Source organism: Bradyrhizobium sp. I71, from assembly GCF_022354745.1.
In the GTDB taxonomy this organism is placed as follows: Bacteria; Pseudomonadota; Alphaproteobacteria; order Rhizobiales; family Xanthobacteraceae; genus Bradyrhizobium; species Bradyrhizobium liaoningense.
The window spans coordinates 6,579,842-6,606,777 of the sequence record NZ_CP059398.1 but is presented as its reverse complement, the minus strand read 5'-3'; the positions used below and the strand labels follow the sequence as shown (position 1 = coordinate 6,606,777).

Annotated in this window: 5 protein-coding genes; all 5 read right to left on the bottom strand. The window is 65.9% G+C overall.

All coding sequences use genetic code 11. From position 1 onward, the window contains the following. Positions 1–16: 16 nt before the first annotated feature. Positions 17–2,023, bottom strand: a complete 2,007-nt coding sequence (gene fhuB, locus FJV43_RS31330) for a Fe(3+)-hydroxamate ABC transporter permease FhuB (RefSeq protein ID WP_239622872.1) — start codon at positions 2,021–2,023, stop codon at positions 17–19. After that, positions 2,010–2,846, bottom strand: coding sequence for an ABC transporter substrate-binding protein (locus FJV43_RS31325; RefSeq protein WP_239622871.1), 837 nt, complete (start codon positions 2,844–2,846; stop codon positions 2,010–2,012). The genes fhuB and FJV43_RS31325 overlap by 14 nt, the downstream gene beginning before the upstream one ends. 161 nt (positions 2,847–3,007) lie before the next feature. Then, positions 3,008–3,988 (bottom strand): alpha/beta hydrolase, encoded by a 981-nt coding sequence (locus tag FJV43_RS31320; protein ID WP_239622870.1) that lies wholly within the window; start codon positions 3,986–3,988, stop codon positions 3,008–3,010. Between the two features lie 4 nt (positions 3,989–3,992). After that, on the bottom strand, positions 3,993–20,435 hold the full coding sequence (locus FJV43_RS31315) for a non-ribosomal peptide synthase/polyketide synthase (RefSeq protein ID WP_239622869.1): 16,443 nt from the start codon (positions 20,433–20,435) through the stop codon (positions 3,993–3,995). Beyond that, positions 20,428–26,868 (bottom strand): non-ribosomal peptide synthetase, encoded by a 6,441-nt coding sequence (locus FJV43_RS31310; protein ID WP_239622868.1) that lies wholly within the window; start codon positions 26,866–26,868, stop codon positions 20,428–20,430. Before FJV43_RS31310 ends, FJV43_RS31315 begins: the two co-directional genes overlap by 8 nt. Positions 26,869–26,936 lie beyond the last annotated feature (68 nt).

Here is a 26,936-nt window from a genome sequence, read left to right as displayed (position 1 = left end):
ATCGCTTGGACCGCAGTCATCGCCGCTGCGGCCCCAGCAGCCAGATGAGGTAGGGTCCGGCGAGCATCATGGCGAAGATACCGGCCGGCATCTGGAACGGAAATATCACCATGCGTCCGGCCCAATCCGCCGTGACCATCAGAATCGCCCCGATCAACGCGGCCAGCGCCGCCTGATGCAGCGCGCGCTGCGCGCCCATCATCCGCGCCATGTGCGGCGCGATGAAGCCAACCAGGCTCAGAAGGCCCACCATCAGTGTCGCCGTTGCGGTCAGCAATGCCGTGAGCAGCATGATGATGATGCGGCTTCTCGCCAGCGAGATGCCGACCGAACGCGCAGCCGTCGGTCCGAGCGGCAGCATGTCGAGCCAGCGCGACAGCAGCGGCACCAAGATCAGCAGAACGAGCGCCGCCGCAGCGAGGACCGCGGCCTCGGCCGGCCCGATCTGGTAAAGCGACCCGGTCAGCAACGACAGCAGCGTGCCGATCCGCGGATCGCCCGTCGCCAGCGCCATGGCGATGATCGCGCCGAACGCCGCGCTCATGGCGACCCCGGCCAGGAGCACGCGCTCCGGACTGAACTCGGACCGCCGGCTGAACAGCAGCACCAGCGCCAGCACGATGAAAGCGCCGATGCCGGCCGCCGCAATCTGCGCCAGCCGCGTGTGCGCGGGAAAGAGATAGAGCAGAACGATCACGCCCATCGCAGCGCCGTAGCTGATGCCCATGACCTCCGGCGCGGCCATCGGATTGCCGGTCATCCGTTGCAGCAGCGTGCCGGCGACCGCCAGCGTCGCGCCCGCGGCCAGCGCCGACACCACGCGCGGCCAGCGCCACGGCCAGAACTCCTGCAAGCCGAACAGACCGCTCCAGCGCCAGCCGTCGGCACCGACGCCGAGAGCGAGTGCGATCCAGACCACGAGCAGCAGCAAGACAATAGCGAACAGGATCACGCGCCAGGGGTGATCGAGACGCGGCGGAGCGGATGGCGTGAGGTTACCCATCGGCATGGCCGCACGCAGCCGCGGCAGCAACAGGAGCAGCATCGGCGCGCCGATCAGGGCCGTCACCGCGCCGGCCGGCATTTCGCGATAGCCGGGCGGAATCAACAGCACGAGCTGATCCGTCAGCCACAACAGCAGGGCGCCGCAAAGAGGCGCCCAGATCAGCCGGTCGCGAAAGCGACGCGCGCCCGACAGCATGACGATAGCGGGCGCGGACAAGCCGACGAATCCCATGACGCCAACCACGCTGACGACCGAAGCGCTGAGCGCGATCGCAATGATGAGCGCGAAGATCCGCGCTCGCGTCAATCCGAGGCCCAGATTGCGCGCAGTCTCATCGTCGAAGCCGAGCAGGGTTAGCGGGCGAACCATCATCGCGATCAGGACGATCGATATCAGGAGCCGCGGCGCCAGGAACGTGACGTTGCTCCAGTCCTGCTGATTGAGGAAACCGGCACCCCAGATGAACAGCCCGATCAGATATTCGTGGTTGAGCAGCACCAGCGCCTGGGTGGTCACGGCGCAGTAATAACTGACGATCAGTCCCGCGAGCACCAGGACGACGGGCGACAGCGCACGTTTCCAGGTCAGCCCGAACACGCAGAGGAACGCGGCGAACCCGCCGAACAGCGCAATCCACTCCCGGCCAAAGGCAAGCAGCGACGGCGCCCACAGGGTCGTCACAGCCAGCGCGAGATACGCGCCGTTCAGGACACCGAGAGTGCTCGGTTCAGCGAGCGGATTACGCAGCACCTGCTGACAGACGGCGCCGGCGAGGCCGAGAGCTGCGCCGGCCAGTAGCGCCACTGCGATGCGCGGAAACACCGTGTAGTGCACAAGCATCTGTTGCGGATCGGTGATCTCCGGCCGCCACAACACAGGCAGCCAGGCGCTCGCGGGCAGATATCCCGACAGGTTCCGCCAGGTGAGCGCGGCCGCCGCCGCTACCAACAACCCGATCAGCATCGCCGGATGCATTTCGAAGCCGGATCGGGTCGGCAGCGCGTCAACCTTGCTCATGGCTTTCCCGCGGCAGCCGTTCGGCGAGAAGACGAGCGAAGCGCTCGGCCGCCGGCACGCCGCCATAGAAGAACTGATTGTCCAGGATCGTGAGCCTGTGCGACCGAAGCGACGGCAGGGTCCGCAGCACCGGGCTAGCCTTCAGCAAGGCCTCGACGTCGGCGACCCGCGAGGTCATCAGGACCAGTCGCGCATCCGGTACCGCGGCGAGCACTTCGAGCCCTACGCTGGTATATCCCCATGGGCCGCTCTGTCCGGTCCAGGCATTCTTCAATCCGAACTGGTCGAGCACCTCCTGATAGAGGCTGTTCGGACCGAACACGAGCGCGCGGTTACGCGCGATCTCGCTGACGAGATAGAGCGGCTTGCCGCCGCGATCGCGAAGCCGCTCGCGGTAGCCAGCCATGGCAACATCGAAGCGCGCGAAATAGGCTTCGCAGGCCCCCTGCACCCCGAGACGCTTCGCAAGCTCCATCGTCGAACGGCGTGCCGTGTCGAGGGGATGGCCGCCGGGTCTGAAGATCGTGAACATTTCGACCGGCGCGATCAGCTTGAGCCGGGGTACGACGGCCGCGATGCTGGGATCAATGATGATGATCTCAGGCGCGAAGCTCTGCAGCAGCTCGAGATTGGGCTCCGAACGCAGGCCGATCTCCTGAACGCCGGGCGGGACAGCCGGCTCGACCACGAGTCGGCCATAGCGCTCGATCTCCGGAATGACCAACGGCACGACGCCAAGCGCCAGTATCGTCTGGGCACAGGCCCAGCCCAGCGCGGCGATCCGGGGCCCGGCTGGCGATCCGCTGGTTTGGGCAAATGCCATCGGCCATGCACCCGCGAGCGCCGTGCCTCCGATCGCCGCGCCCGCGCGGAGAAGCGCGCGGCGGGACAGCCTGTGGTCTGGGACGAACGTGCTCATGGAATGCAGTTCAGGAGAGGACGATGACAGTCATGACATACCCTCGTTCGCGCCGCGTTTCCATATCAAGCTGCCCTTTCGCCACCGGAACGAAATGCATTGGCCAGCGCCTGGCCGATCGCCGCCCTCGCTTGCAAGGCATCGGCCACGACATTCCCCATGCGCAGGAATTCATGGATCATGCCGGGATAGACGCGCAGATCGACCGGAACGCCGGCCGCCGCCAACCGTACCGCATAGTTGCGCCCTTCATCCACCAGAGGATCGAACTCGGCGAGGACGATGAATGCGGGAGCGAGGCCCGACAAATCCGTCGCGGCGAGCGGTGCAAAGCGCCAATCGTCGCGATCTGACTCATCGCGCAGATATTGCCGGAAGAACCAGTCGACGGTGCTGCGTTCCAGGAGATGGCCGGTACCATATCGTTCATAGGACGAGGAGGTCTGCCGCGAGCTGAGGCCGGGATAGGCGAGAACCTGAAGCACCGGTTGCGGAAGGTCCTTGTTTGTCTTCGCCTCGATCGCGAGAGCGGCGGCAAGCGTCCCGCCGGCGCTGTCGCCGCCGACGGCAACGCGGCGGCCGTCGAGCCCTATTGCTCGGCCCTCGCGGCCAATCCAGGTCAGCGCATCGACCGCATCCTCGAAAGCCGTCGGAAACTTGTGTTCCGGCGCAAGCCTGTAGCCGACCGACAGCACAGCCGCGCCACTGTCCTCGGCAAGGCCGCGGCACAATGGCTGATGCGAATCCAGGCTGCCGACGACGAAGCCGCCGCCATGCATATACAGAAGTACCGGCATCGGAAGGCGATCGCTCGGCGCCTCGCTCGCATAGAGCCGCGCCTCGATCACCGCGCCATCCCGCGTCGGCAGCGAGAGGCGGCGCTCATGGGGGAGCGCCGGCGGATCGACATCGAGCAGCGGCGAGGATGCATCGAAATCGGCCCGCGCCTGCGCGGCGGTCAATTGCGGAAACGGAGTTCGCACGCCGCTTTCGGTGCCGGCCTGAACCATCTCGAGCAATGCTGCGATATCAGGATCAAGGCTCAAGGGCTTACTCCGCCGGTTCCGGCACGGTATCTTGTGCGATCGTCGACGCCGTCGCCGGCACGAGCAGATCGCAGATCTCATCGAGCAGGCCGGCCTCCTTCAGGATCGTGAAATGGTTGTGGCCTGCGACGCCGCGATCGGTCGCCTTCGGCAGCTCCAGTTCCAGCCGACCGCGCTGCGCCAGACGAGCCGACGTCCACCAGCAGAGCGGCGTGGCTTCGAGGCCGCGCGGCAGCGTGGTGTTCTGCGCCAGCCTGTTGAGATGTCGTCCGACAGCGAAGGCGGCGGACAAATCGTCCGCGCCTAGCGACGCATCATCTGCCCTCACGCTCCTGCCCTTCTCTACGACGGCCGCGACCAGATCGCGAATGGCCTCAGGAGTCTCCGGCAAGTCAGCTCGCTTCGCTGCCTCGACTTGCGCCTTGATCCGAGAGGCCGCAGCGGCCGGAAGAACCGCCGACAGCAATCCGGCGAGATCATCCGCCCAGTGGGCGATCGCTTCCGGCCGGCTCGATCCGTCCGGCTGCCGCGGCACGAAGCTGTCGACCATGGCAAGACGATCGACACGCTCACCACCGCGCTCGAGCTCGGCCGCAACGAGACCGGCCAGCATCCCTCCCAGCGACCAGCCGACGAGGCTATAGGGGCCGCGCGGCTGCATCCGCCTGATCTCGGCCGCATAGTCCACGGCCATCGCTTCGAGCGAGCTGTCGGTCCAGGTTGGATCGACCAACATTCTCGACTGCAACCCAACCACCTGCCGATACCCTTCGAGGCGGCGCGCCAACGGTCCATAGTCGAAGACCGTGCCGAAGCCACCATGCAAACAGAACACGGGATTGACGCCGGCAACCGCAGCATTCAGCGGCAGCAGCGCCGACGGTGCCGCAGCGACGGCAGAGCCCGTAGAGGCGCTGCCGTCGAGCAACGCACGGATCGTCGGCTTCTGAAGCAGATCGCGCAGCTTGATCTCGATCCCGAACGCCTTGTCCTGGCGGAGCCGCGCCACGACCTTGAGACACAGGATCGAATTGCCGCCGAGCTCGAAGAAATTGTCGGTGACGCCGACCTGCGGCACGTTCAGAATGTCGGACCACAGGTAAGCCATCGCTATCTCTGCCGGACCTTGCGGCGCAACGAAGCTGCGTATCAACTCATCGGGAGCCGGCAACGCGCGACGGTCGATCTTGCCGCTCGACAATGTCGGCAGCCGCTCCAGCACCATGATGCGAGCCGGCACCATATAGGCCGGCAGGATTCGCCTCAGGAAGTCGCTCATGCGGTCGACCAGAGCCTCAGCCGCACCTCGCGCGGCGTCGCGTGCCACCTTCGGCGCGACATAGGCGATGAGCTGGTTTCCGGCCGCGTTTGGGACTGCCACCACCGCCGCCTGCGCGATCGCCTCGTGACGGAGCAGCGAGGTCTGAATCTCTCCGAGCTCGATCCGGAAGCCGTTGACCTTGACCTGATCATCGCTGCGCCCGAGATATTCGACGGTCCCGTCATTGCGCCATCGCGCCAGATCGCCGGTGCGGTACAGCCGGGCGCCCGGCACCGTCGATAACGGGTCAGGCACGAAGCGCTCCGCAGTCATGCCAGCCTTAGCGTGATAGCCGCGCGCCAGCCCGAAGCCGCCCAAATAGAGTTCGCCGGCAACACCCGCAGGAATGATGTCGAGTGCGCCATCGAGAATGTAAGCGCGGCGGTCACCGACCGGAACGCCGATCGGCGCATAGGGCGTGTCGCATTCACCCGCCCCGTCGACCTTCCAGACCAGCGGCGTGACCACGGTTTCGGTCGGGCCGTAGCCATTGATCAGGATACGGGGCTTGAGAACGCGCCTGACCTTGTCGAACGCAGCCTTCGGCATTGCCTCGCCGCCGAACGAATAGAGCTTGACCGGCGGCGGGTTGCCGTTCTGCTCGACGCATTTCGCGACCTGCTGGAGGTAGGCCGGCGGCAATCCGATATGGCTGACGCAATGGGCATGCAGGTTTTCGACCGTCTGCTCCGGCGTCCACAACTCGGCGTCACGCATCAGCAGCTGCGCGCCGTGCGACAGAACCGTCAGCCAGCGCTCATGAGCGCCATCGAAGGCCAGTGACAGGAAATGCAGCTCGCACGAGCTTTCGTCGATCTCGTAGAGACCGCCCGTGACGTGACAGTGCATCGCCAGCGGCCCATGGGCGACAGCGACACCCTTTGGTGTCCCCGTCGAGCCCGAGGTGTAGATCAGATAGGCAAGGTTTTCGCGATGCAGCTCAGGGCGCGGCGGATGGTCGGGTCCCGCGTCGAAGTCGAAGGTGGCCAGCGAGACTTCGTCGATACCATCCAGCCCGCCCTCGATCTCGAGCCGTCTTGTCAGCAGGAACGCGATTGCGGCATCGCGCATGACGAACGCACGCCGCTCCGATGGCAGCTCGGGATCGATCGGAACGTAAGCTCCGCCGGCCTTGAGGACGGCCAGCAGCGCGATCATCGTGGCTTCCGTTCGTTCGGCCACCACGCCGACGCGATGCTCGGGCTTGAGCCCGCGGGCGATCAAATGATGGGCCAGACGGTTGGCCTTGCGTTCGAGGTCCCCGAACGAGAGCACCGTGCTGCCTACGGTCAATGCCGTCCGCTCCGGATGACGCTGCGCGTGACTGCTGATCGCCTCATGCACCAGCGGCAGCGGAGCACTCGCCGCGGCATTCCGATTGCAGCGATCTGCCAGTGCGGCGTCGAGCTCCGTAACAGGATCAAGGTTGCCGAGCAGGGCCATCGCGTCCCGCGTCAGAGCCGTTAGCAAATGCTCGAACTGCGCCTTGATCTGCTCCGCCTGCGCGGCCGTAAAGTGGCTCGGCATATAGGTGTATTCGACCTGCAGCGCATCTTCGACGAGCACCGACAGATCTATCGGATAGTTCGTCACGTCGACATTCTTTAGACCGCTGAATTGCAAAGCGCCGTCGCCGCGATGCATGCTGCGTTCGATCGGATAGTTCTCGAAGACGATGATGCTGTCGAACATCGTCTGGCCGGCGCGGCCGGCCCAGCCCTGGATGTCGTAGAGTGGCGTGTGCTCGTAGTCCCGGATCGCCGAGTTTCGGTCCTGGAGCGCGCGCAGCCATTCTCCGATGGTGCTGGCGGGCGGAAGCGTTTCGATCACGGGCAGCGTATTGATGAAGAGCCCGAGCATCTGCTGCGATCCGTCGAGACTGGCCGGACGACCGGCCACCGTCACGCCGAACGTCACGGTGCTCTGGCCCGTATAGCGCTGCAGCAGCAGCGCCCACACGCCTTGGACGATGGTGTTCAACGTAACCCGCTCGCGGCGCGCGAACGCCTTCAGCTCCGCGGTCGCGCTCTCTCCTAGACGAGTGTAACAGCGTTCGTGGCCGGATGCCTCATGGCGGCGCGGGCCGAAGGCGTCGGCGAGCTGCGTCGGCTGGTCGAAGCTTTTGAGCTGCTCGCGCCAGAAGCCTTCGGCTGCCTTTGTATCCTGAGCCAGCAGCCAGTCGATGTAGTCGCGGTAGCGCGTCGCATTCGCGGCGGGGGTCCCGCCGTAATAACACTCCAGGACGTCTCCGACGAACCTCGCCGAGCTCCACCCATCCATCAGGATGTGATGATAGGTCCAAATCAGCCGGTACAGGTCGTCCTGGAGCCGCAGCAGCCGCACCCGCTGGAGCGGCGGCGCCTGGAGATCGAACTCGGCGGCCCGCTCATCGGCAAGAGCAGCCGCAATCCGTTCATCACTGACCGCCTGCCCACGCCAGTCTTCCTGCTCGAACCGAGCGATGGCATCACGATAGACGACTTGCAGCGGAGAACCGGAGAGCTCCCGCCACAGGAAGCCGGTCCGAAGCATCTGATGACGCGCGCTGACCTCGCGCCACGCTCTGCCGAGCCGTTCCGGATCGAGACCGCGTATCTCGACACTGACCTGGTTGACATAGACGCCGCTGCCGGCATCGCGCAAGCTGTGAAACAGCATGCCCTGCTGCATCGGCGACAGCGGATAGACGTCCTCGATGCGGTCCGAGTCGAGACCGAGCCGTTCGGCTTGCTCGACTGAGAGTCCCGCGAGCGAGCCGCGCTCCGACGCCGCGGCGCCTTTGCCGGGGCCGACATCGCGGCACGACGCAATCAGCGCCTCGATGGTCTGATGCCGGAACACGTCGCGTGGCTCAATGAGCACGCCTTCGCGCCGCGCGCGGCTCACCATCTGCAGCGAGATGATGGAATCACCGCCGAGCTCGAAGAAATTGTCGGTGACGCCGATGTCGGGCTGGCGCAGCAGATCGGCCCAGATCGCAGCCAGTGCCGCCTCGGCCGGCGTGCGCGGCGCGACATGCACGGCGGAGGCCGCAAGCTGATCCGGCGCCGGCAGCGCCTTGCGATCGATCTTGCCGTTCGGCGTCAGCGGCAGGCGCTCCAGCACCATGATCCGCGCCGGGATCATGTAGTCCGGCAGCACCGAGGACAACGCCGTCTTGAGGGCGGCTCCGTCCAGTGCCTCGCCGCTGACATAGCCGACCAGCTGGCGGCCGGCGCCGGCCTCGCGCGCCACCACCACCGCCGCGCGGACGCCCTGCTGCGCCTGTAGCCGCGCCTCGATCTCGCCGAGCTCGATGCGGAAGCCGCGGATCTTCACCTGGTGGTCGGCACGGCCGACATAGTCGAGCACGCCGTCGGACAGCCACCGCGCCACGTCGCCGGTGCGATAAAGCCGCGCACCGGGTGGACCGAACGGATCGGGGATGAAGCGCTCCGCCGTCAGCACGCCGCGCCGCCAATAGCCGCGCGCCAGCCCGGCGCCCCCGATGTAGAGTTCGCCGGCAACGCCGACCGGCGCCAGGTTGAGATCGCCGTCGAGAACATAAAGCGTGGTGTTGCCGATCGGGCCACCCAGCAGCGGACGATCGTCCGCCGCATCGAGCCGGTGGCGGGCCGACCACACTGTGGTCTCGGTCGGGCCGTACAGGTTCCAGACCTCTCCGGCCTGCTCCACCAGCCGCCGCGCCAGATCCGGCGGCAGCGCCTCGCCGCCGCAGAGCACCCGGCAGCTCGCCGGCAGCGAAGGACCTTCGTGATCGAGCAGCATCCGCCAGGTCGACGGCGTGGCCTGGATCAGGGACACGCCGTGTCGCTCCACGATCGCCTTGAGCCTGCCAGGATCATGCGCGGCCGCACGATCCGCCAGCACCACGCAGGCCCCGATCGTCAGCGGCAGCCACAGCTCCAGAACAGCGATGTCGAAGGACAGCGAGGTCAGGCCGAGTACCCGGTCGCTCGCGGTCATGCCGGGCTGCTCCGCCATGGTCGCCAGGAAATTGGTCACGGCGTCGTGGCGGACCATCACCCCCTTGGGCAGGCCGGTCGAGCCCGAGGTGTAGATCACATAGGCAAGGCTCTCGCCGTGAACGACGACATCGAGATTGCCGGCATCCCCGGCCCCGCCGTCCTGCCCGTCGAGCAGCCAGGCCTCGGCTCCGGTCTCCGCCAGCACGGCGGCGAACTGATCGCGCAAGTCCGTCTGCGTCAGCACCAGCGCCGCGCCGCTGTCGCGCAGCATGTGCGCCAGCCGCTCGGGCGGGTAATCCGGATCGAGCGGCAGATACGCCCCACCGGCCTTCAACACGGCCAGCAGTGCAACCAGCATCTCGACGCCCCGGTCGAGCGCCAGCCCGACCACCACGTCGGTTCCGACGCCGTGATCGCGCAAGCGCCGCGCCAGCCGGTTGGCTCGCGCATTCAGCGCGGCGTAACTCAGCTCCGTCTCGCCAAACACCAGCGCCATCGCGTCGGGTGAGTTCCGGACCTGTGTCTCGAATTGTGCGACGATGCCCTTGCGCGGCACATCCCTGCGCGTGTCGTTCGCCCGTGCGAGCAGGACGTCATCCGCGGGATCGCGGGTCGCAATCATGCCGACCGGTCGATCGGCATCAATGCTCAGCGCGTCGATCTGCCGCACAAAAGCCCGCTGTAACCGCGCGATCCGCACCTCGTCGAAATGCTTGCGCTGATAGTTGAAGACGAGGCGCAGGCGCTCGTCGATGCCAATGCTTGCGAACAACGGGTAATTGCTGGTCTCGACGATGCGGGTCTCGCCGACCTGGATCTGCCGGTCCTTTCCGATCAGCGCGCGGTCAACCGGGTAATTCTCGAACACCAGGATGGTGTCGAACAGCGGACGTCCGGGACGCCCCGCCAGGCGCTGGATTTCGTAGAGTGGTGTCGAACCGAACTCGCGCAAGGCCAGATTGCGATCCTGCAGCTCGCGCAACCATGCGCCAACCGTCTGCTGCGGGCTGACGCCGTCGACGACCGGCAATGTGTTGATGAACAGGCCGACCATTTCTTCAGCGCCGCCAAGCTCAGGCGGCCTGCCCGATACCGTGACACCGAAGCAGACCGTCCTCTGCCCGGTATGCTGTCGCAGCAGCTGCGCCCATGCCGCCTGCACCAGCGTATTCACCGTGATCCGCTCGCGCGCCGCAAATTCCTGCAACCGTCCAGTCGACGCAGGATCCAGCTCCAGCGCAAGCGAGCCGTGACCGGACGAGTGCGCCTCCGTCCGTTCGGCCAGGCTTTCAGCCAGGAAACTTGGCTCGTCCAGCCCGGCCGTCACATCGCGCCAGAACCTTGCCGGCGCGTCGCTGTCATGGCCCTTCAGCCACGCGATGTAGTCGCGGTAACGATACTGCAGCGCCGGGAGACGTCCCTCGCCGTTATGCTGCATCACCTCAGCGACCAGCCGCGCCGAGCTCCACCCGTCGAGCAGGATGTGGTGATGCGTCCAGATCAGCCAATGCCGGTCTTCGCCGAGTCGGATCAGCCGGACGCGCTGCAAGGGCGGTCGCGACAAGTCGAACCCCGCGGCCTGCTCCTGCCGCGAGACGTCGGCCAGCGCCGCGTCCAACCGTGTGTGGTCCCACCCATCAATTCGCTCACGCCAGTCGTCTTCGACAAAGGGCACTTCCGCACGGCGATAAACGACCTGTTGCGGCGCGCCGGACAGGTCACGCCAGACGAATCCGGTCCGCAGCACCGCATGGCGATCGCTGGCTGCCTGCCAGGCGCGGCGCAGTTCTCCGGTATCCAGGCCGCGGATATGCGCCGCAACCTGATTGACGTAGAGCCCGCTCTCGCCGTCATGCATCGCATGGAACAACATGCCCTGCTGCATCGGCGACAATGGATAGATGTCCTCGACCTCACGCCAATCGAGCGCAAGCCTGTCGAGCTCGGCCTGACCGAGTCCCGACAACGCCACGTCGGATGGCGTCAGACCGCAGGCGCCGCCGGTGCAGTGTTCGACCAGCTCACGCAGTGCAGCCTCGTACAACGCGGCCAGTCGCTCGACCGTCTCGCGCCCATAGCGCTTGCGGCCGAAACCGAACGACAACCGTAGCCGTCCATCGCGGACCGTGCCGTTCACACTCAGCCAGCGTCTCAGCGGGCTCGATGCATCGCGGGATGGACCGGCGCTTTCCGCCGCCATCGTGAACAGCGCCGCTTCAGCGTCACCGCCGTCGATCTGGCCAAGATAGTTGAAGGCGATCCTCGGCTCGGCAACACGCGACAGCGCCATGCGCTGCTCCTCCGAGCCGAGATAGCGCAACACGCCATAGCCCAGTCCGCGGCCGGGAACGCCACGAAGCTCCTCCTTCACCGACTTGATCAACCGCGAGGACTCTTGCGAGCCACCGGCCAATCGCACGGGAAAAGCTGTCGTGAACCAGCCGACCGTGCGCGAGAGGTCGAGATCGCCGGACAGGTGTTCGCGGCCATGACCTTCCAGCTCGACGAGGACGTCGTCCTGTCCGCACCACCGCCAAACGGCGCGTGCAAGGCCGGCGAGAAGGAGATCATTGATCTGCGTGCGATAAGCCGACGGAGCTTCCGCGAGCAGCCGCCGCGTCCATTCGCTTTCGAACGTCAGCAGGACCTCATCGGCATCTGCAATGCGATCGACGCCATCATGATCGTCGTCGCAAGGAATGTCCGCCTCTGCATGGCGGCTGGCCCAGTAAGACAGTTCCCTCGCGAACTCAGGCGATGTGGCGTAGGCTCGCAAGCGCTGTCCCCACAGCGCGTAAGCGTGGGTCTTGGGCGCAAGCGCGACCGTTGCATCACCTTGCGCGAGCTGCGTGTATGCTGAGGCGATGTCCTCCAGCAGAATTCGCCAGGATACGCCGTCGACCACCAAATGGTGGATCACGATCAGAAACCGTTGGCTGCCATCGGCGACATCAATGCCGACAGCTCGCACCAGCACTCCGCTGGAGATCGACAGGCTTTCCTGCGCCGACGATGCCAGCGCAGTCACAGCGTCGCGGTCGGCCGCGTGCCGGCCCCAGAGCATCTCATCCGCCGCCGGTGCGGCACCGTGCTCAGCATGCCAGCTCCCCCGCCTCCCCTCGAAGCGCAGGCGCAGCGCGTCGTGATGGTCGACCACAGCGACAAGTGCGCGCCGCATCACGTCCCAGTCGAGATGATCTTTCGGCTGCAGCAGCACCGCCTGGTTCCAATGATCGCGATTTTCCATGTCCTCCGCAAAGAAGCGGGACTGAATCGGCAAGAGCGAATGCGGGCCGGTGACCTGCCCTTGGTCGGCGAGCATCTCGCTACGCTGCTCGGCCCGCGCCGCGAGCGCGAGCGCCTCCAGCGTCTGATGCTGAAACACATCGCGCGGTTCGATCAAGTAGCCGGCGCGCCGGGCGCGACTCACCATCTGGAGCGAGATGATGGAATCGCCGCCGAGCTCGAAGAAATTGTCGCGGAGGCTGACGGCGGGCTGACCGAGCAGCTCGGCCCAGATCGCCGCAAAGGCGATCTCGGCCGGCGTGCGTGGCGCCTGGTGCTCCGCATTCCCATGGACCATGTCGGGCGCCGGCAGCGCATGGCGATCCACCTTGCCGCTCGGCATCAAGGGCAGCCGCTCCAGAACCGCAATTCTCGGCGGCACCATGTAATCGGGCAGGACGGCCGACAGCGCCGTCCGCAGCCCAGTCTCTTCCAGTTCACCCGTGCCGGCGACGTAGCCGACCAGCTGGCGGCCGGCGCCGATCTCCCGCGCCACCACGACCGCGGAGCGGACGCCGGGCTGCTCGAGCAGCCGCGCCTCGATCTCACCGAGCTCGATGCGGAAGCCACGAATCTTGATCTGGTCATCCGCACGCCCGACATAGTCGATCGCACCATCGGCCCGCCAGCGCGCCAGATCTCCCGACCGATAGAGCCGCTCCCCCGCTTCGCCGAAGGGATCGGGAATGAAGCGCTCCGCCGTTAGGCTTTCGCGCCGCCAATAGCCCCGCGCCAAACCTGCCCCGCCTATGAACAGCTCGCCGGTCACGCCTGCCGGCACCAGGTTCAGATCAGTGTCGATGATACGGATCGTCACGCCGGGAATGGGCCGTCCGATCGGCACGCGCGCCGCACCTTCATCACGACAGGTCCAGTAGGTCGCGTTGATCAAGGCTTCGGTCGGACCGTAGCGATTGTCGAACCGGACGCCGGGGAACGTCGCGAGCACGCGCGTCATCAGGTCGAGCGACAGCGCTTCGCCGCCCGCGAACAGGCGCTTGAGCGAGGTGCAGCGCACTGCGCCGGGCTCGGCCACGAAATGCTCGAGCATCTGAGGCACGAAATGCAGCGTCGTCACGTCATGGGCGATGACGGCTTCCACGAGACGCCGCGGCTCGCGATGCGCCCCCGGAGCCGCGATCGCGAGCCGCGCGCCGGTCGCAAGCGGCCACAGGATTTCCCAGACCGAGACATCGAAGCTGAACGGCGTCTTGTGCAGGAAGGTCTCGCCGGCATCGAGGCGATATTCCACCTGCATCCAGCCGAGCCGCGCTGCAAGCGCGCGATGAGAACAGGCCACGCCCTTCGGCACGCCGGTCGATCCCGACGTGTACATCACATAGGCGAGGCTGTCCGGATGGAGCGCTGCATCGGGATTGCCAGCGCCGTCTTCGATGCGAGCTTCGTCCTCTCCATCGATGGTCCAGGATTCGGCGTTCGCATCCGCGATCACAGGCTCCAGATGCGTCAAGAGCCGCTCCTGGGTCAGCACCAACGCCGTTCCGCTGTCACGCAGCATGTGAAGGAGGCGATCGGACGGATAATCTGGATCGAGCGGCAGATAGGCGCCGCCGGCCTTCAGAACAGCCAGGACGCCGACGACCAGCTCGATGCTTCGCTCGAGCGCCAAGCCGACCAGCCGGTTGCGACCGATCCCATGATCTCGCAGCCGCCACGCCAGGCGATTGGCGCGCGCATTCAGCGCGCCATAACTGATCTCGCGGCCGCCGAAGACCAACGCGACCGACGACGGCGAAGCCTCGGCCCGTGCTTCAATCTGCACGACGATACTCTCACCAAGCTTCGGAGCCCGCTCAACGCAGCCGCTCCAACCGAGCACCTTCTGGGTCTCGTCGGCATCGAGGCCCTCGAGCACGCCAAGCGGGCGAGACGCGTCCTCCACGATCCTGGCCAGCAGCCGCGACAGCGAGGCTTGCAGATGCCTTATCTGATCGTCATCAAAGCGGCTGCGGTCGTAACGAAAGCCCAGATTGATGCCGTCGGGCTTGGCGAACACCGCCACCGTCAACGCATAATTGGTGATCGAGACCTGCTCGACGCGGCCGAACCGGCTGCCGCTCTCGCTCTCGTCTCGCAGCGCCTGATCGATCGGGTAGTTCTCGAACACGAGGATATTGTCGAACAGCGCTCGCCCGGAGCGCCCGGCAAGACGTTGAATTTCATAAAGCGGCATCCAGCCGTAATCGCGCAGATCCATGTTGCGCGCCTGGAGCTCGCGTAGCCACGCCCCCACCTCCTCCTGCGGGTTGGCCTGATCGACGATGGGCAGCGTGTTGATGAACAGGCCAACCATGTCCTCGACGCCACTGATCTCGGCGGGTCGGCCGGAGATCGTCGCGCCGAAACAGACCGCGCGCTGGCCGGTGTGACGACGCAGCAACTGCGCCCACGCGCCTTGCACCAACGTGTTGAGCGTGACGCGCTCGCGCCTCGCGAACGCTTGCAAGCCTGCCGTCAGCTCCGCCGTGAGAAGCAGGTCCAGCGAGCCATGGCCGGATGCTCGCCTGATTGCTGGTCCTCCCAGCGCGTCCGCGAGGAAACCGGGCTCGTCCAATTCCGCTAGCGCGGTGCGCCAGAACGACGCCGACGCGACACGGTCCTGCTTTTGCAGCCATTCGATGTAATCGCGATAGCGGCCCGTCGCGGCCAGCAAGCGCTCGCCGCGTTCGTGCTGCAGGATCTCGGCCATCAGACGCGCCGCGCTCCAGCCGTCGAGCAGGATATGGTGGTGTGTCCAGATCAGCCAGTGGCGTGTCTCGTCGAGCCTGATCAGCCGCACCCGCTGCAACGGCGCCTGCGACAAGTCGAATGCCCTGGCGCGCTCGGCTTGCGCGGCGCGCGCCAACGCGGCCCGGAGCTCTTCATCGTCCCTGGCGACCGCCTGTGTGCACCAGTCCTCCTCCTCGAACGGCAAATGCGCAGAGCGATAGACCACCTGCTGTGCCGCCCCCGACAGCTCACGCCACGCAAATCCGGTTCGCAACACCGCATGCCGTAAGCTGACCTCGTGCCAGGCTGCGCGCAGCCGGCCAGAATCGAGGCCACGGATCTCCAGGCCGATCTGGTTGACGTAATTGCCACTTTCGCCGTCACGCAGAGCGTGGAACAGCATGCCCTGCTGCATCGGCGACAGCGGATAGATGTCCTCGATCTCGCGACAGTCGATCGTTGCGACCAGCACGTCGAGATCAGCCTGGCTCAAGTCCGACAACGGGAAGTCCGACGGCGTCACGCCGCGCGCGCCACCCGTGCAATGCGCGACGAGTTCGCGCAAGGCCGCAGCATAATGCTCTGCGAGACGCTCGATCGTCGCCCTCCGATAGCGCCTGCGGCCATAGCTGAACGACAGGCGCAATTGTCCTTCACCGACCTGGCCGTTGATGCTGACCCAGCGGCCAAGCGGTGCGCTATCGCTGCGCATCGGCCCGGAGCTCTCGGCCGCGAGCTGGAACGGGTTGCTCCCACCGATGCTGGAATCGAACTGGCCAAGATAGTTGAAGACGATGCGCGGCTCAGGCAGCGCCTCAAGCGCGCTGCGCTGCGTCTCCGTGCCGAGATGGCGCAGGACGCCATAGCCCAGCCCGCGGTTGGGAACGGCGCGAAGCTCCTCCTTGACCGATTTTATCAGCGCAGCGTCGTCACCCGATCCGGTCCGCAAGCGCACCGGAAACGCTGTGGTGAACCAGCCAATGGTGCGGGACACGTCCATGCCTGCGAAGATGTCCTCCCGGCCGTGCCCTTCGAACTCGACGACAACATCATCAATCGCGCCCCAGCGCGCGACCGCCCGCGCGAGCGCCGCCAGCAGGAGATCATTGACTTGAGTGCGATAGGCGGACGGCGCTTCCTTAAGCAGCCGCGTCGTCAGTTCTGCGTCGAATGTCAGCAGGATTTCCTCACCGTCCGCAACCCGGTCGATGCCGCCATGATCATCGTCGCAGGGAAACGCTGCGTGCGCTCCTCGATCAAGCCAGTAACCGAACTCGGCGGCCAGCTCGTCGGTCGCGGCATAGGCCTGCAACCGCGCACCCCAAGATGCATAAAGCTCACTCCTCGCCAGCGCGACCGAAGCCGCGCCTTGGCGGAGCTGATCGTATGCCGTCGCAAAATCCTCGAGCAGCACGCGCCATGACACGCCGTCGATGACGAGGTGATGCACCACCACCAGAAGCCGCTGGCTGCCGTCCACGATGTCCATACCGACCACGCGCAGCAACGGTCCGGCCAGCGAGAGGCTGGCCTGGGCTTCAGAAGCGACGTTCGTGACTGCGGCAGCGTCGCGGACGTTGTTGCGAATCCACAGCAGCTCCGATATTGGCGGCGTTGCGCCATAAATCGCACGCCAGGTGCCATCCATGTTCTCGAAGCGCAAGCGCAAGGCCGCGTGATGAGCGACGAGAGCGCCGACCGTGCGCTCGACAAATCGCCAATCGAGCCGCGACTTCGGTCTCAACAGGACAGCTTGGTTCCAATGATGGCGGTCCCCTGCGTCCTCGCCGAAGAACCGCAACTGGATCGGCAGCAGCGGATGCTCGCGGCCCTCGATATCGCCTTCGACGACGACATCTTTCGCCTTATCTTCACGCCGCGCGACGCGCGCCAGATCCTGCAAGGTCTGATGCCGGAAGACGTCACGCGGCTCGATCAGCAGTCCCGCCTGGCGGGCGCGGCCGACCAGTTGCAACGAGATGATGGAATCGCCGCCGAGCTCGAAGAAATTGTCCTCGACACCGATGACGGGCTGACCGAGCAGTTCTGCCCAGATCGCGGCGAGAGCCGTCTCGGCCGGCGAGCGCGGCGCCACGTATGCGGCGGTCACCAGGAGCGTCTCGGGTGCCGGCAAGGCGTCGCGATCCACCTTGCCATGCGCGGTGAGTGGCAGCCGCTCGAGCCGCACGATGCGGGCCGGCACCATGTAGTCGGGCAATTCGTCCGCGAGTGCCGCGCGCATCGCCGCTTCGTCGAACGGTCCATCACCGGCGACATAGCCGACCAGCTGACGGCTGACGCCGGCTTCGCGGGCAACGACGACAGCCGACTGCACCCCGGCTTGCCGCATCAGCCATGCTTCGATCTCGCCGAGCTCGATCCTGAAGCCGCGGATCTTCACCTGGTGATCGGAGCGGCCGACATATTCGATGACCCCGTCGGCGCGCCACCGCGCCAGATCGCCGGTGCGATAGAGCCGCGCGCCCGGCGTACCGAACGGATCTGGGACGAAGCGTTCAGCCGTCAGCTCGGCACGCCACCAGTAGCCGCGCGCGAGTCCCTCGCCGCCGATGAACAGCTCGCCGGTCACGCCGACCGGCACGATATTGAGATCAGTGTCCAGAATATAGGCCGAGCGGCGCCCCACCGGACGACCGATCGGCGCGTAATTGCCGTCAATCTCCTCGCTGGCATCGACTTTCCAGACCAACGGCGTCACCACGGTTTCGGTCGGGCCATAGCCGTTGATCAATGTCCGCGGTTTGAGCGCACGCTTGACCTTGTCGAAGCCGGCCTTGGGCATCGCTTCGCCGCCGAACGAGTAGAGCTCCACCGGCGGCGGATCGCCGCGCCACATCGCGAATTCGGCGAGCTGTTGTAGATAGGCGGGCGGGAAGCCGGCATTGGTGACGCGTTGCCGGCGCAGGACATCGAGGGTCTGCTCGGCCGACCATAAATCTGCATCGCGCATCAACAGTGCGGCGCCGCAGGTCAGTGCCGTCCAGAGCCGCTCATGTGCTCCATCGAAGGTGAAGGATAGGAAGTGCAGTTCGCGCGAGTGCCGGTCCATGTCGTAAAGCCGGGCCGTCACCTCACAATGCATCGCGAACGGGCCGTGCTCGACCGCGACGCCTTTCGGGATACCGGTGGAGCCCGAGGTGTAGATCACATAGGCAAGGCTGGTCGCAGCCAGCGCAATCTCCGGATCGCTTTCGCTCTCCCCCGCGAGGTCGATCCCACCGAGGTGAACGACCTCGATGCCGGGCGGCGACGGCGTGAGCGCCGAACCATCCGCGTCGATCAGCACGATACGCGCGCCGGCATCGCGCATGGTGCCGACCTGCCGCCTCGCCGGATGCTCGGGATCGAGCGGCAGATAGGCGGCACCCGTCTTCAAGACTGCGAGCAGGGCCACGACGAGATGTGGTGAGCGGCGCGCCGAGATGCCGACGAGGTCGGAGCGCCCGACGCCCAGGCGCATGAGATGGTGCGCGAGGCGATTGGCGCGCCGGTTGAGCTCGGCATAGGTGATTTCATCCCCCCGGAAGACCAGCGCCGGCGCATCGGGCGTTTCGGTCGCCAGCCGTGCGACAGTCCGGTGAACCGGCATGAACGGCGTACCGGTCGTTCCATCAACCCCGTCGTTCCACTGGCGCAGCCTCTCCAGTTCCTGTTCGGAAAGCAGCGCCACATCGGCGATCGATTGCATGTCGTCGGCAACCATCGCCTTCAGTATCGTGGTCCAATGCGTGGCAAGGCGCTCGATCGTGGAGGCCTCGAACAGCGCCTTCGCGTAGGTGAAGATCGCGCGGATTTCGCCCGACGGCCCCTCTTCGGTATCGAGCGCGAGATCGAACTTGACCGTATCAACGTCGGCGTCGATCTTTTCGATCTGAAGGCCGGTCCGATCCGGTGGATTGCCCGACGCCCGACGGTGCTGGTGATTGTAGAGGACCTGAAAAAGCGGGTTCTGGCTCAGGCTGCGCGTGGGCTGGAGGATCTCGAGCAGTCGCTCGAACGGAAGGTCCTGGTTCTCCTGTGCCTCGATCGTGGCCGCATGGACTTTCGCAATGAAGTCCGCGATCGCCGCCCGGCCGTCGATCTGTGTGCGAAGCACCTGGGTGTTGACGAACAAGCCGATCACGCCGCGCGTTTCGTCGCGGTGCCGATTGGCGACGGGTACACCGATGTTGATATCGGACTGGCCGGTGTAGCGATAGAGCAGCAGCTTGAAGCTCGCCAGCATGACAACAAACAGTGTCGTACGGCGTCGCCGCGCCAGAGCGCGCAAGCCATCGGCCAATACCGGATCGAGCGGAATGTGCCGTGCTGCTCCCGCAAGATCGGGGACCGCCGGCCGCGCCCGGTCGATCGGCAGCTGGAGCACGGCCGGATCGGCAAGACGCCTGGTCCAGTAATCGGCCTGCCGCGTGCCGTCGACCGCACTCATCCAGAGCCGCTGCCATTCGGCATAGTCGGCACAATCGATCTCCGGCTCCGGTAGAGCGGGCGTTTCACCGTGTGCGAATGCCGCGTACAGCTTCCAGAATTCGTCGACCAGCACGCCCATCGACCAGCCGTCGGTGACGATATGGTGCAGACTGACGACGAGGAAATGGTCGCTCTCGTCCAACGTCAGCAATGCCGCACGCATAAGCGGGCCGGCTTCGAGATCGAACGGCAGCGAAGCTTCTCGCCGCGCCAGCGAACGCGCCTGCCCCTCGCGGTGATCGCCATCGAGCGACACCTGCCGCAATACGACGGGCTGAGGGTCGCATATGCATTGCTCGGCGATCTCGCCTTCCTGCCGAAATACCGTGCGAAGCGCACTGTGGCGGGCGACGAGCGCATCGAACGCCTGTTGCAGCGCGCGCGGTTTCAGCGTGCCGCGCACGCGCACGGTCGCAGAGATGTTGTATGCGGCGCTCCCCGGGTCCATCCGCCACAGGAACCAGAGGCGCGATTGCGCAAAAGACAACGGTGCCCGCTTGCGCTCCTGGCGCACGATCGGCAGCATGGCGAGATTGACGCCCTTCGCGGCGAGCTGCGAAAGGAACGCGTGCTGCTTGTCGGCATCGAGGCGCATCAGGCGCCGTGAGATGTCGCGCAGCTGCTGCTCTTGCGTGGTTGCCGTGTCACTCATCGGACAGTTCGACTTCCTTCAACATGTCGAGCATCGCGGCGATGTCGTCGCCTCGCTTGTCGGTTTCGCTCTCCTGGCCCAGCGCAGCCGCCATGGTTTCAACGGTCGTCATTTCAAACAGACGGTTGAGCGGCAGGTCGTGGCCGAGATCGCGCTTGATGCGGCTGACGAGCTGGACGGCGATGAGGGAATCGCCGCCGAGCTCGAAGAAATTGTCGGTGATGCCGATGTCGGGCTGGCGCAGCAGATCGGCCCAGATGGCGGCCAGCGCCGCCTCGGCCGGCGTGCGCGGCGCGACGTGCTCGACTGACGCTGTGAGCTGATCCGGCGCCGGCAGCGCCTTGCGGTCGATCTTGCCGTTTGGCGTCAGCGGCAGGCGCTCCAGCACCACGATCCGCGCCGGGACCATGTAGTCCGGCAGCACCGAGGACAACGCCGTCTTGAGGGCGGCTCCGTCCAGTGCCTCGCCGCTGACATAGCCGACCAGCTGGCGGCCGGCGCCGGCCTCACGCGCCACCACCACCGCCGCGCGGACGCCCTGCTGCGCCTGTAGCCGCGCCTCGATCTCGCCGAGCTCGATGCGGAAGCCGCGGATCTTCACCTGGTGGTCGGCACGGCCGACATAGTCGAGCACGCCGTCGGACCGCCACCGCGCCACGTCGCCGGTGCGATAAAGCCGCGCACCGGGTGGACCGAACGGGTCGGGGATGAAGCGCTCCGCCGTCAGCGCGCCGCGTCGCCAATAGCCGCGCGCCAGCCCGGCGCCCCCGATGTAGAGTTCGCCGGCAACGCCGACCGGCGCCAGGTTGAGATCGCCGTCGAGAACATAAAGCGTGGTGTTGCCGATCGGGCCGCCCAGCAGCGGACGATCGTCCGCCGCATCGAGCCGATGGCGGGCCGACCACACCGTGGTCTCGGTCGGGCCGTACAGGTTCCAGACCTCGCCGGCCTGCTCCACCAGCCGCCGCGCCAGATCCGGCGGCAGCGCCTCGCCGCCGCAGAGCACCCTGCAGCTTGCCGGCAGCGAAGGACCTTCGTGATCGAGCAGCATCCGCCAGGTCGACGGCGTGGCCTGGATCAGGGACACGCCGTGTCGCTCCACGATCGCCTTGAGCCGCGCAGGATCATGCGCCGCCGCACGATCCGCCAGCACCACGCAGGCCCCGATCGTCAGCGGCAGCCACAGCTCCAGAACAGCGATGTCGAAGGACAATGAGGTCAGTCCCAGTACCCGGTCGCTCGCGGTCATGCCGGGCTGCTCCGCCATGGTCGCCAGGAAATTGGTCACGGCGTCGTGGCGGACCATCACCCCCTTGGGCAGGCCGGTCGAGCCCGAGGTGTAGATCACATAGGCAAGGCTCTCGCCGTGAACGGCGACATCGAGATTGCCGGCATCCCCGGCCCCGCCGTCCTGCCCGTCGAGCAGCCAGGCCTTGGCTCCGGTCTCCGCCAGCACGGCGGCGAACTGATCGCGCAAGTCCGTCTGCGTCAGCACCAGCGCCGCGCCGCTGTCGCGCAGCATGTGCGCCAACCGCTCGGGCGGGTAATCCGGATCGAGCGGCAGATACGCCCCACCTGCCTTGAGCACGGCGAGCAGCGCCACCAGCATCTCGACGCCCCGGTCGAGCGCCAGCCCGACCATCACGTCGGTCCCGACGCCGCGATCGCGCAAGCGCCGCGCCAGCCGGTTGGCACGCGCATTCAGCGCGGCGTAACTCAGCCTCAACTCGCCGAACACCAGCGCGATCGCTTCCGGCGACGTCCGGACCTGCGCCTCGAATTGCGCGACGAACGACTGGTCTGGCGGATAATGCGCCCGACTCCGATTCCACGCCTCCAGCAAGAGCCGGCGCTCCTCTGCAGGCAGAATGTCGAGCTCTCGGACCGGCGCGCGCGGCGAGCGTTCCAGTGCCTCGGCCAGTCGATCGAGCGCCTGCTGCATCAAGGCGCAGATGCGGTCAGGCGAGAGCGGACGGACGATCTGAGCAGTCAGCCCGAGCGCCTGACCATAGTCCTCTACGGCCAGCATCAATGGATAATTCGTGCGCTCCTCGCCACCAAGCCATTCGATTCCGGCGCCGTCCCTGTCGTCGGCCAAATCGGCCGGCATTGCATTGTGCCGATAGTTCAGGATCGAGCTGAACAGGGGCGCCGGCGCCGCGACGCCGCTACATCTTTGCGCGAGCGCCAGCGAGGCGTGCTCGTGCGCCATCAGCTCGGTCAACCGATCATGTGCATTTCGAACGCTGTCCTCGACCGCCCTATCATCGAGATCGAGCCGCAGCGGCAAGGTGTTGATGAACAGGCCCATGGTGCGATCGCCGCCGGCGCCGGCCTGCATGCGGCCGAACAGGACCGTCCCGAACACGACGCGCTCGCGCCCGCTGGTTCGTGCCACCGCCTGCCCCCAGGCGAGATGACAAAGGCTGGCCAGGCTGACGCCCAGTCGCCGAGCCTGAGCACGAAGCCTTGCGGCCAATTGTTCGGGCAATATTCGTCGAGCTTCCGCAACGCTCCCGCCGTCCCCGTGCACCCGGTCCAGTCCAAACGGCGCGGTCGGCTCATCGATGTCGGCGAGCATGCCGCGGAAGAAACGCTCGTGCTCCGCGCTCGCCGCCGAGCCGCGTGACTGCGCCACCAGATTGCGGAACGGATATGGCCGCGGCAACTCATGACTCCGTCCCGACAAGATCTTCCCGACCTCGTCGTGCATCACCTCCAGCGCGGAGTGGTCGCCGATCAAGTGGTGCAGCAGCACCAAGAGCAGCCAGCGCCCGCCCTCGGGATCGGCGGCAATTGCAAATCGCAGCAGCGGTGGCTGACCGAGATCGATCCGATGGAGACGCGGGTCGAATCGTCGCACGAGCTGTTCAACCGCAGCACCTTCGCCATCCAGCACGACCTCGCTGACAACCAGCGGAGCCTGCCGCCAAACCACCTGTGCCGGCGTGGACAAACCGTTCCACACGATGGACGTTCGCAGAATGTCGTGGCGGTCGATCACCTGCCGGACAGCGTCGAGATAGCGATCGAGCAGGCCGCGGCTTGCAAATGCCATCCGGCCGACCAGCAGATATGGATCGCCGTCTTTCGACAGCAGATGGTGAAAGAGGATGCCATCCTGAAGCGGCGACAGGCCGTAGACGTCCTGGATGTTGGCAACGCCGCCCGGAACGCTGGCCACGATGCTGTCGATGTCGGATTGCGTCAATCCGATCAGCGGCAACAATTCAGGCGTGATCGCCTTCGTCTGCGGAGTGATCCGGTTGACGGGAACGTCGACTGCTCCGTCGCCACCGAGGCCGGCAGCAAAGTCTGCCAGCATCGGCTTTGCGAACAGCGTGCGCGCGTCCGCTCTCAGCCCGTGCCGCTGCAACCGCTCCAGCATGCGGACGGCGAGCAGCGAGTGGCCGCCGAGCTCGAAGAAGTGGTCGCCGCGTCCAACGCGATCGACGCCCAGGAGCTCGGCCCAAACATTCGCGACGATCTGCTCAACATCGCCCCGCGGCGGTTCGAATCGGCGCCGCGCAAATGCATCGTCCTCCGGCGCCGGCAGCGCCTTGCGGTCGACCTTGCCATTTGGCGTGAGCGGCAGTGCATCGAGGCGCACCAACGCTGACGGCAACATGTAATCCGGCAAGCACGTACGCAGGTGATCGCGCATCGCGCCGGCAAATTCACCGGCGTCGAGCCGCGCGCTGTTACCGCGACGCGCGGCCACATAGGCAATCAGCCGCATGTCGCCGCCACGATCACGTTGAGCCAGCACGACGGAATCGGTCACGTCGGCGTGCTCGTTGAGCCGAAACTCGATCTCGCCCAGCTCGACGCGAAAGCCGCGGATCTTGACCTGCTGATCATTGCGACCAACAAACGCGACATTGCCGTCCGGCAGATAACGCCCGAGATCACCGGTGCGATACATGCGCGCATCCGCATCGCCGCGGAAGGGATCGCGCACGAAGCGCTCGGCCGTCAGGTCAGCGCGATTGAGATAGCCGCGCGCAACACCGACTCCGCCAATGCAAATTTCACCCATCGCGCCGAGCGGAACGGGCGCCCCAAACCGGTCCAGAAGATAGATCCGCGCATTCGGCAACGGACGACCGATCGGGGCTACATCACCATCAAAACCCGGTGGCCGCAACCAGCTCGTGGCGCAGACCGTTGCTTCCGTCGGCCCGTAACCATTGAAGACGGCGATGCCAGGAGGCAATCCCTTGATCAGCTCGGTCTTGGGTAATTCACCGGCAAGAACAAGAACCCGCAGCGAGGCCGAGCGGTCGAGATCGGCGCGCCCGTGCAGCATCGCCGGCGGCAGGGTCGCATGCGTGATCGCGTTGTCCGTGAGGTAGCCGAGCAATTCCGAGGTGTCCTGATGCTCGCGCGGGCCAGCCAGAAACAACGAGGCGCCCGAGCACAGCGCCATGACGATTTCCCAGATGCTGGCATCGAAGCTGAACGAGGCAAACTGCACGATGCGGCTGTGCGAATTGACCTCGAACAGCGCCCGTTGCGCCAACGCCAGATTCACCAGGCCGCGATGCTCGACCATCACCCCTTTCGGCCGGCCAGTCGAGCCGGAGGTGTAGATGATGTAGGCGAGGCTACGCGACGTCAGTCCTTCGACAAGGCCGCCCGGATCGCCTGGCGTTGTGACGGCGGAGGCATTCGCCTCGGGATCGACGATCTCAAAGGTCCCATTCGGGAATATCGCCCTTCCCGCCTCCTCGGCTATCAGCACGCGCGGCTCGGCATCGTCGACGATCTGACGCAGCCGCTCTGCTGGATAGGCGGGATCGAGCGGCAGATAGGCCCCGCCCGCCTTCAGCACGGCGAACAGGCTCACGACCATGGCGATGCCGCGCGGCAGACAGATTGCGACGGGCTGATCCGGCACCACGCCTAAGGCCATCAGGTGCCGGGCAAGCTGGCCCGCTTTGGCATCGAGGTCACCATAGCTCAGGCGGACGTCATCGTACACCAGGGCGACGGCCTCCGGCGTCCTTCTCACCTGCTCCGCAAACAATTCATGAATGCAGCGCTCCGAGGGAAATGGCACGGTGGTCTCATTCCACATGTCGAGAACGCGTCTGCGCTCCGCGGCACCAATGATATCGATGCGATCGATCACTTGGTCCGCATCGGCAACCATCGCCCGCAGGAAGGACAACAAATAGTCCCTGTGGCGCCTGATCGTCGCTTCGTCGAACAACGCGGTCGCATAGTTCAGGAAGCCGACGATACGTCCGCCCAGCTCGCCCAGATCAAGCTCCAGATCGAACCTGACCTGTTGGAGCGGGATATCGGCGGTCTCGGCCTTCAGGCCCGGCAGCTCGAGAGTCCCCGTCTCGTTGCTCTGCCAGGCGAACGCGACCTGGAAGACCGGCGTATGCTCCCGTCCCCGCAGCGGCTGGGTGATTTCGACGACCTGCTCGAACGGCAGATCCTGATGATCCTGCGCGGCAAGCGCGGCAATGCGCACGCGACGGAGCAGTTCGGCGACGCTGGGCTCGGCCGAAAGATCGATGCGGACAGCCAGCATGTTGACGAAGAATCCGATCAGGCCCTCGATCTCGGGCCTGTTTCGATTGGCCGTCGGCGTTCCGATGACGATATCCGTCTGCCCGGAAAGCCTCGACAGCACAGCCGCCCAGGCCGCCAGCACGATCATGAACGGGCTGGCGCGATGCGACTGGCTCAGTCGTCGGATGCCGGATGCGAGCTCTGCATCGATCTCGATCGGCAAGGACGCCGCTGTAAGGGACCTGACCGGCGGACGCGGCCGATCCGTCGGCAATTCGAGCACGGCAGGAGCATCCGCGAGCGCCTGACGCCAATAGTCTACCTGCCGCTGCGATCGCTCGCCCGTCAGCCATTGTCGCTGCCAGGCAGCATAGTCCGGATACTGGATCGCCAATGGCGGCAAGAGATCGTCTTTTCCGGCGGCGAAAGCCCGGTAGAGGGCACCCAGCTCACGCACGAGCACGCCGATCGACCAGCCGTCGGAGACGATGTGATGCTGGGTGAGCAGGAAGAAATATTCCCTCTCCGCCGTTCGGATCAGCCGGCCGCGGATCAATGGTCCTCTGGCAAGATCGAACGGCGTCGCAGCCTCCTCGCGACAGAGGCGCACGAGCTCCTGCTCGCGATCGGCCCGGCCGCGCAGATCCTGTTCAAGCAGCGGGACACGTTCATCGGCGGGCAGCAGCACCACGCACGGCTGCTCGTCGATCACGCGAAAGACGCTGCGCAGCGCCTCGTGCCGCGCGAACAACCGGTCGATGCTCCGACGCAACGCGTCGACATCGAGCTCGCCGGAGAGCCGCAATGCTCCTCGAATGTGATAGCTGGAATTGGTGCCGTCGAGTTGCGCCAGCAGCCAAAGCCGTTGCTGCGCAAAGGACATCTCCAGTGAGCCGCCACGCGTCACGACAGGAATCGCATCTGCGCCGCCCCTGTCGGCATTTCGACCGCGTCCCCGGGCCAAGGAGACCAGCC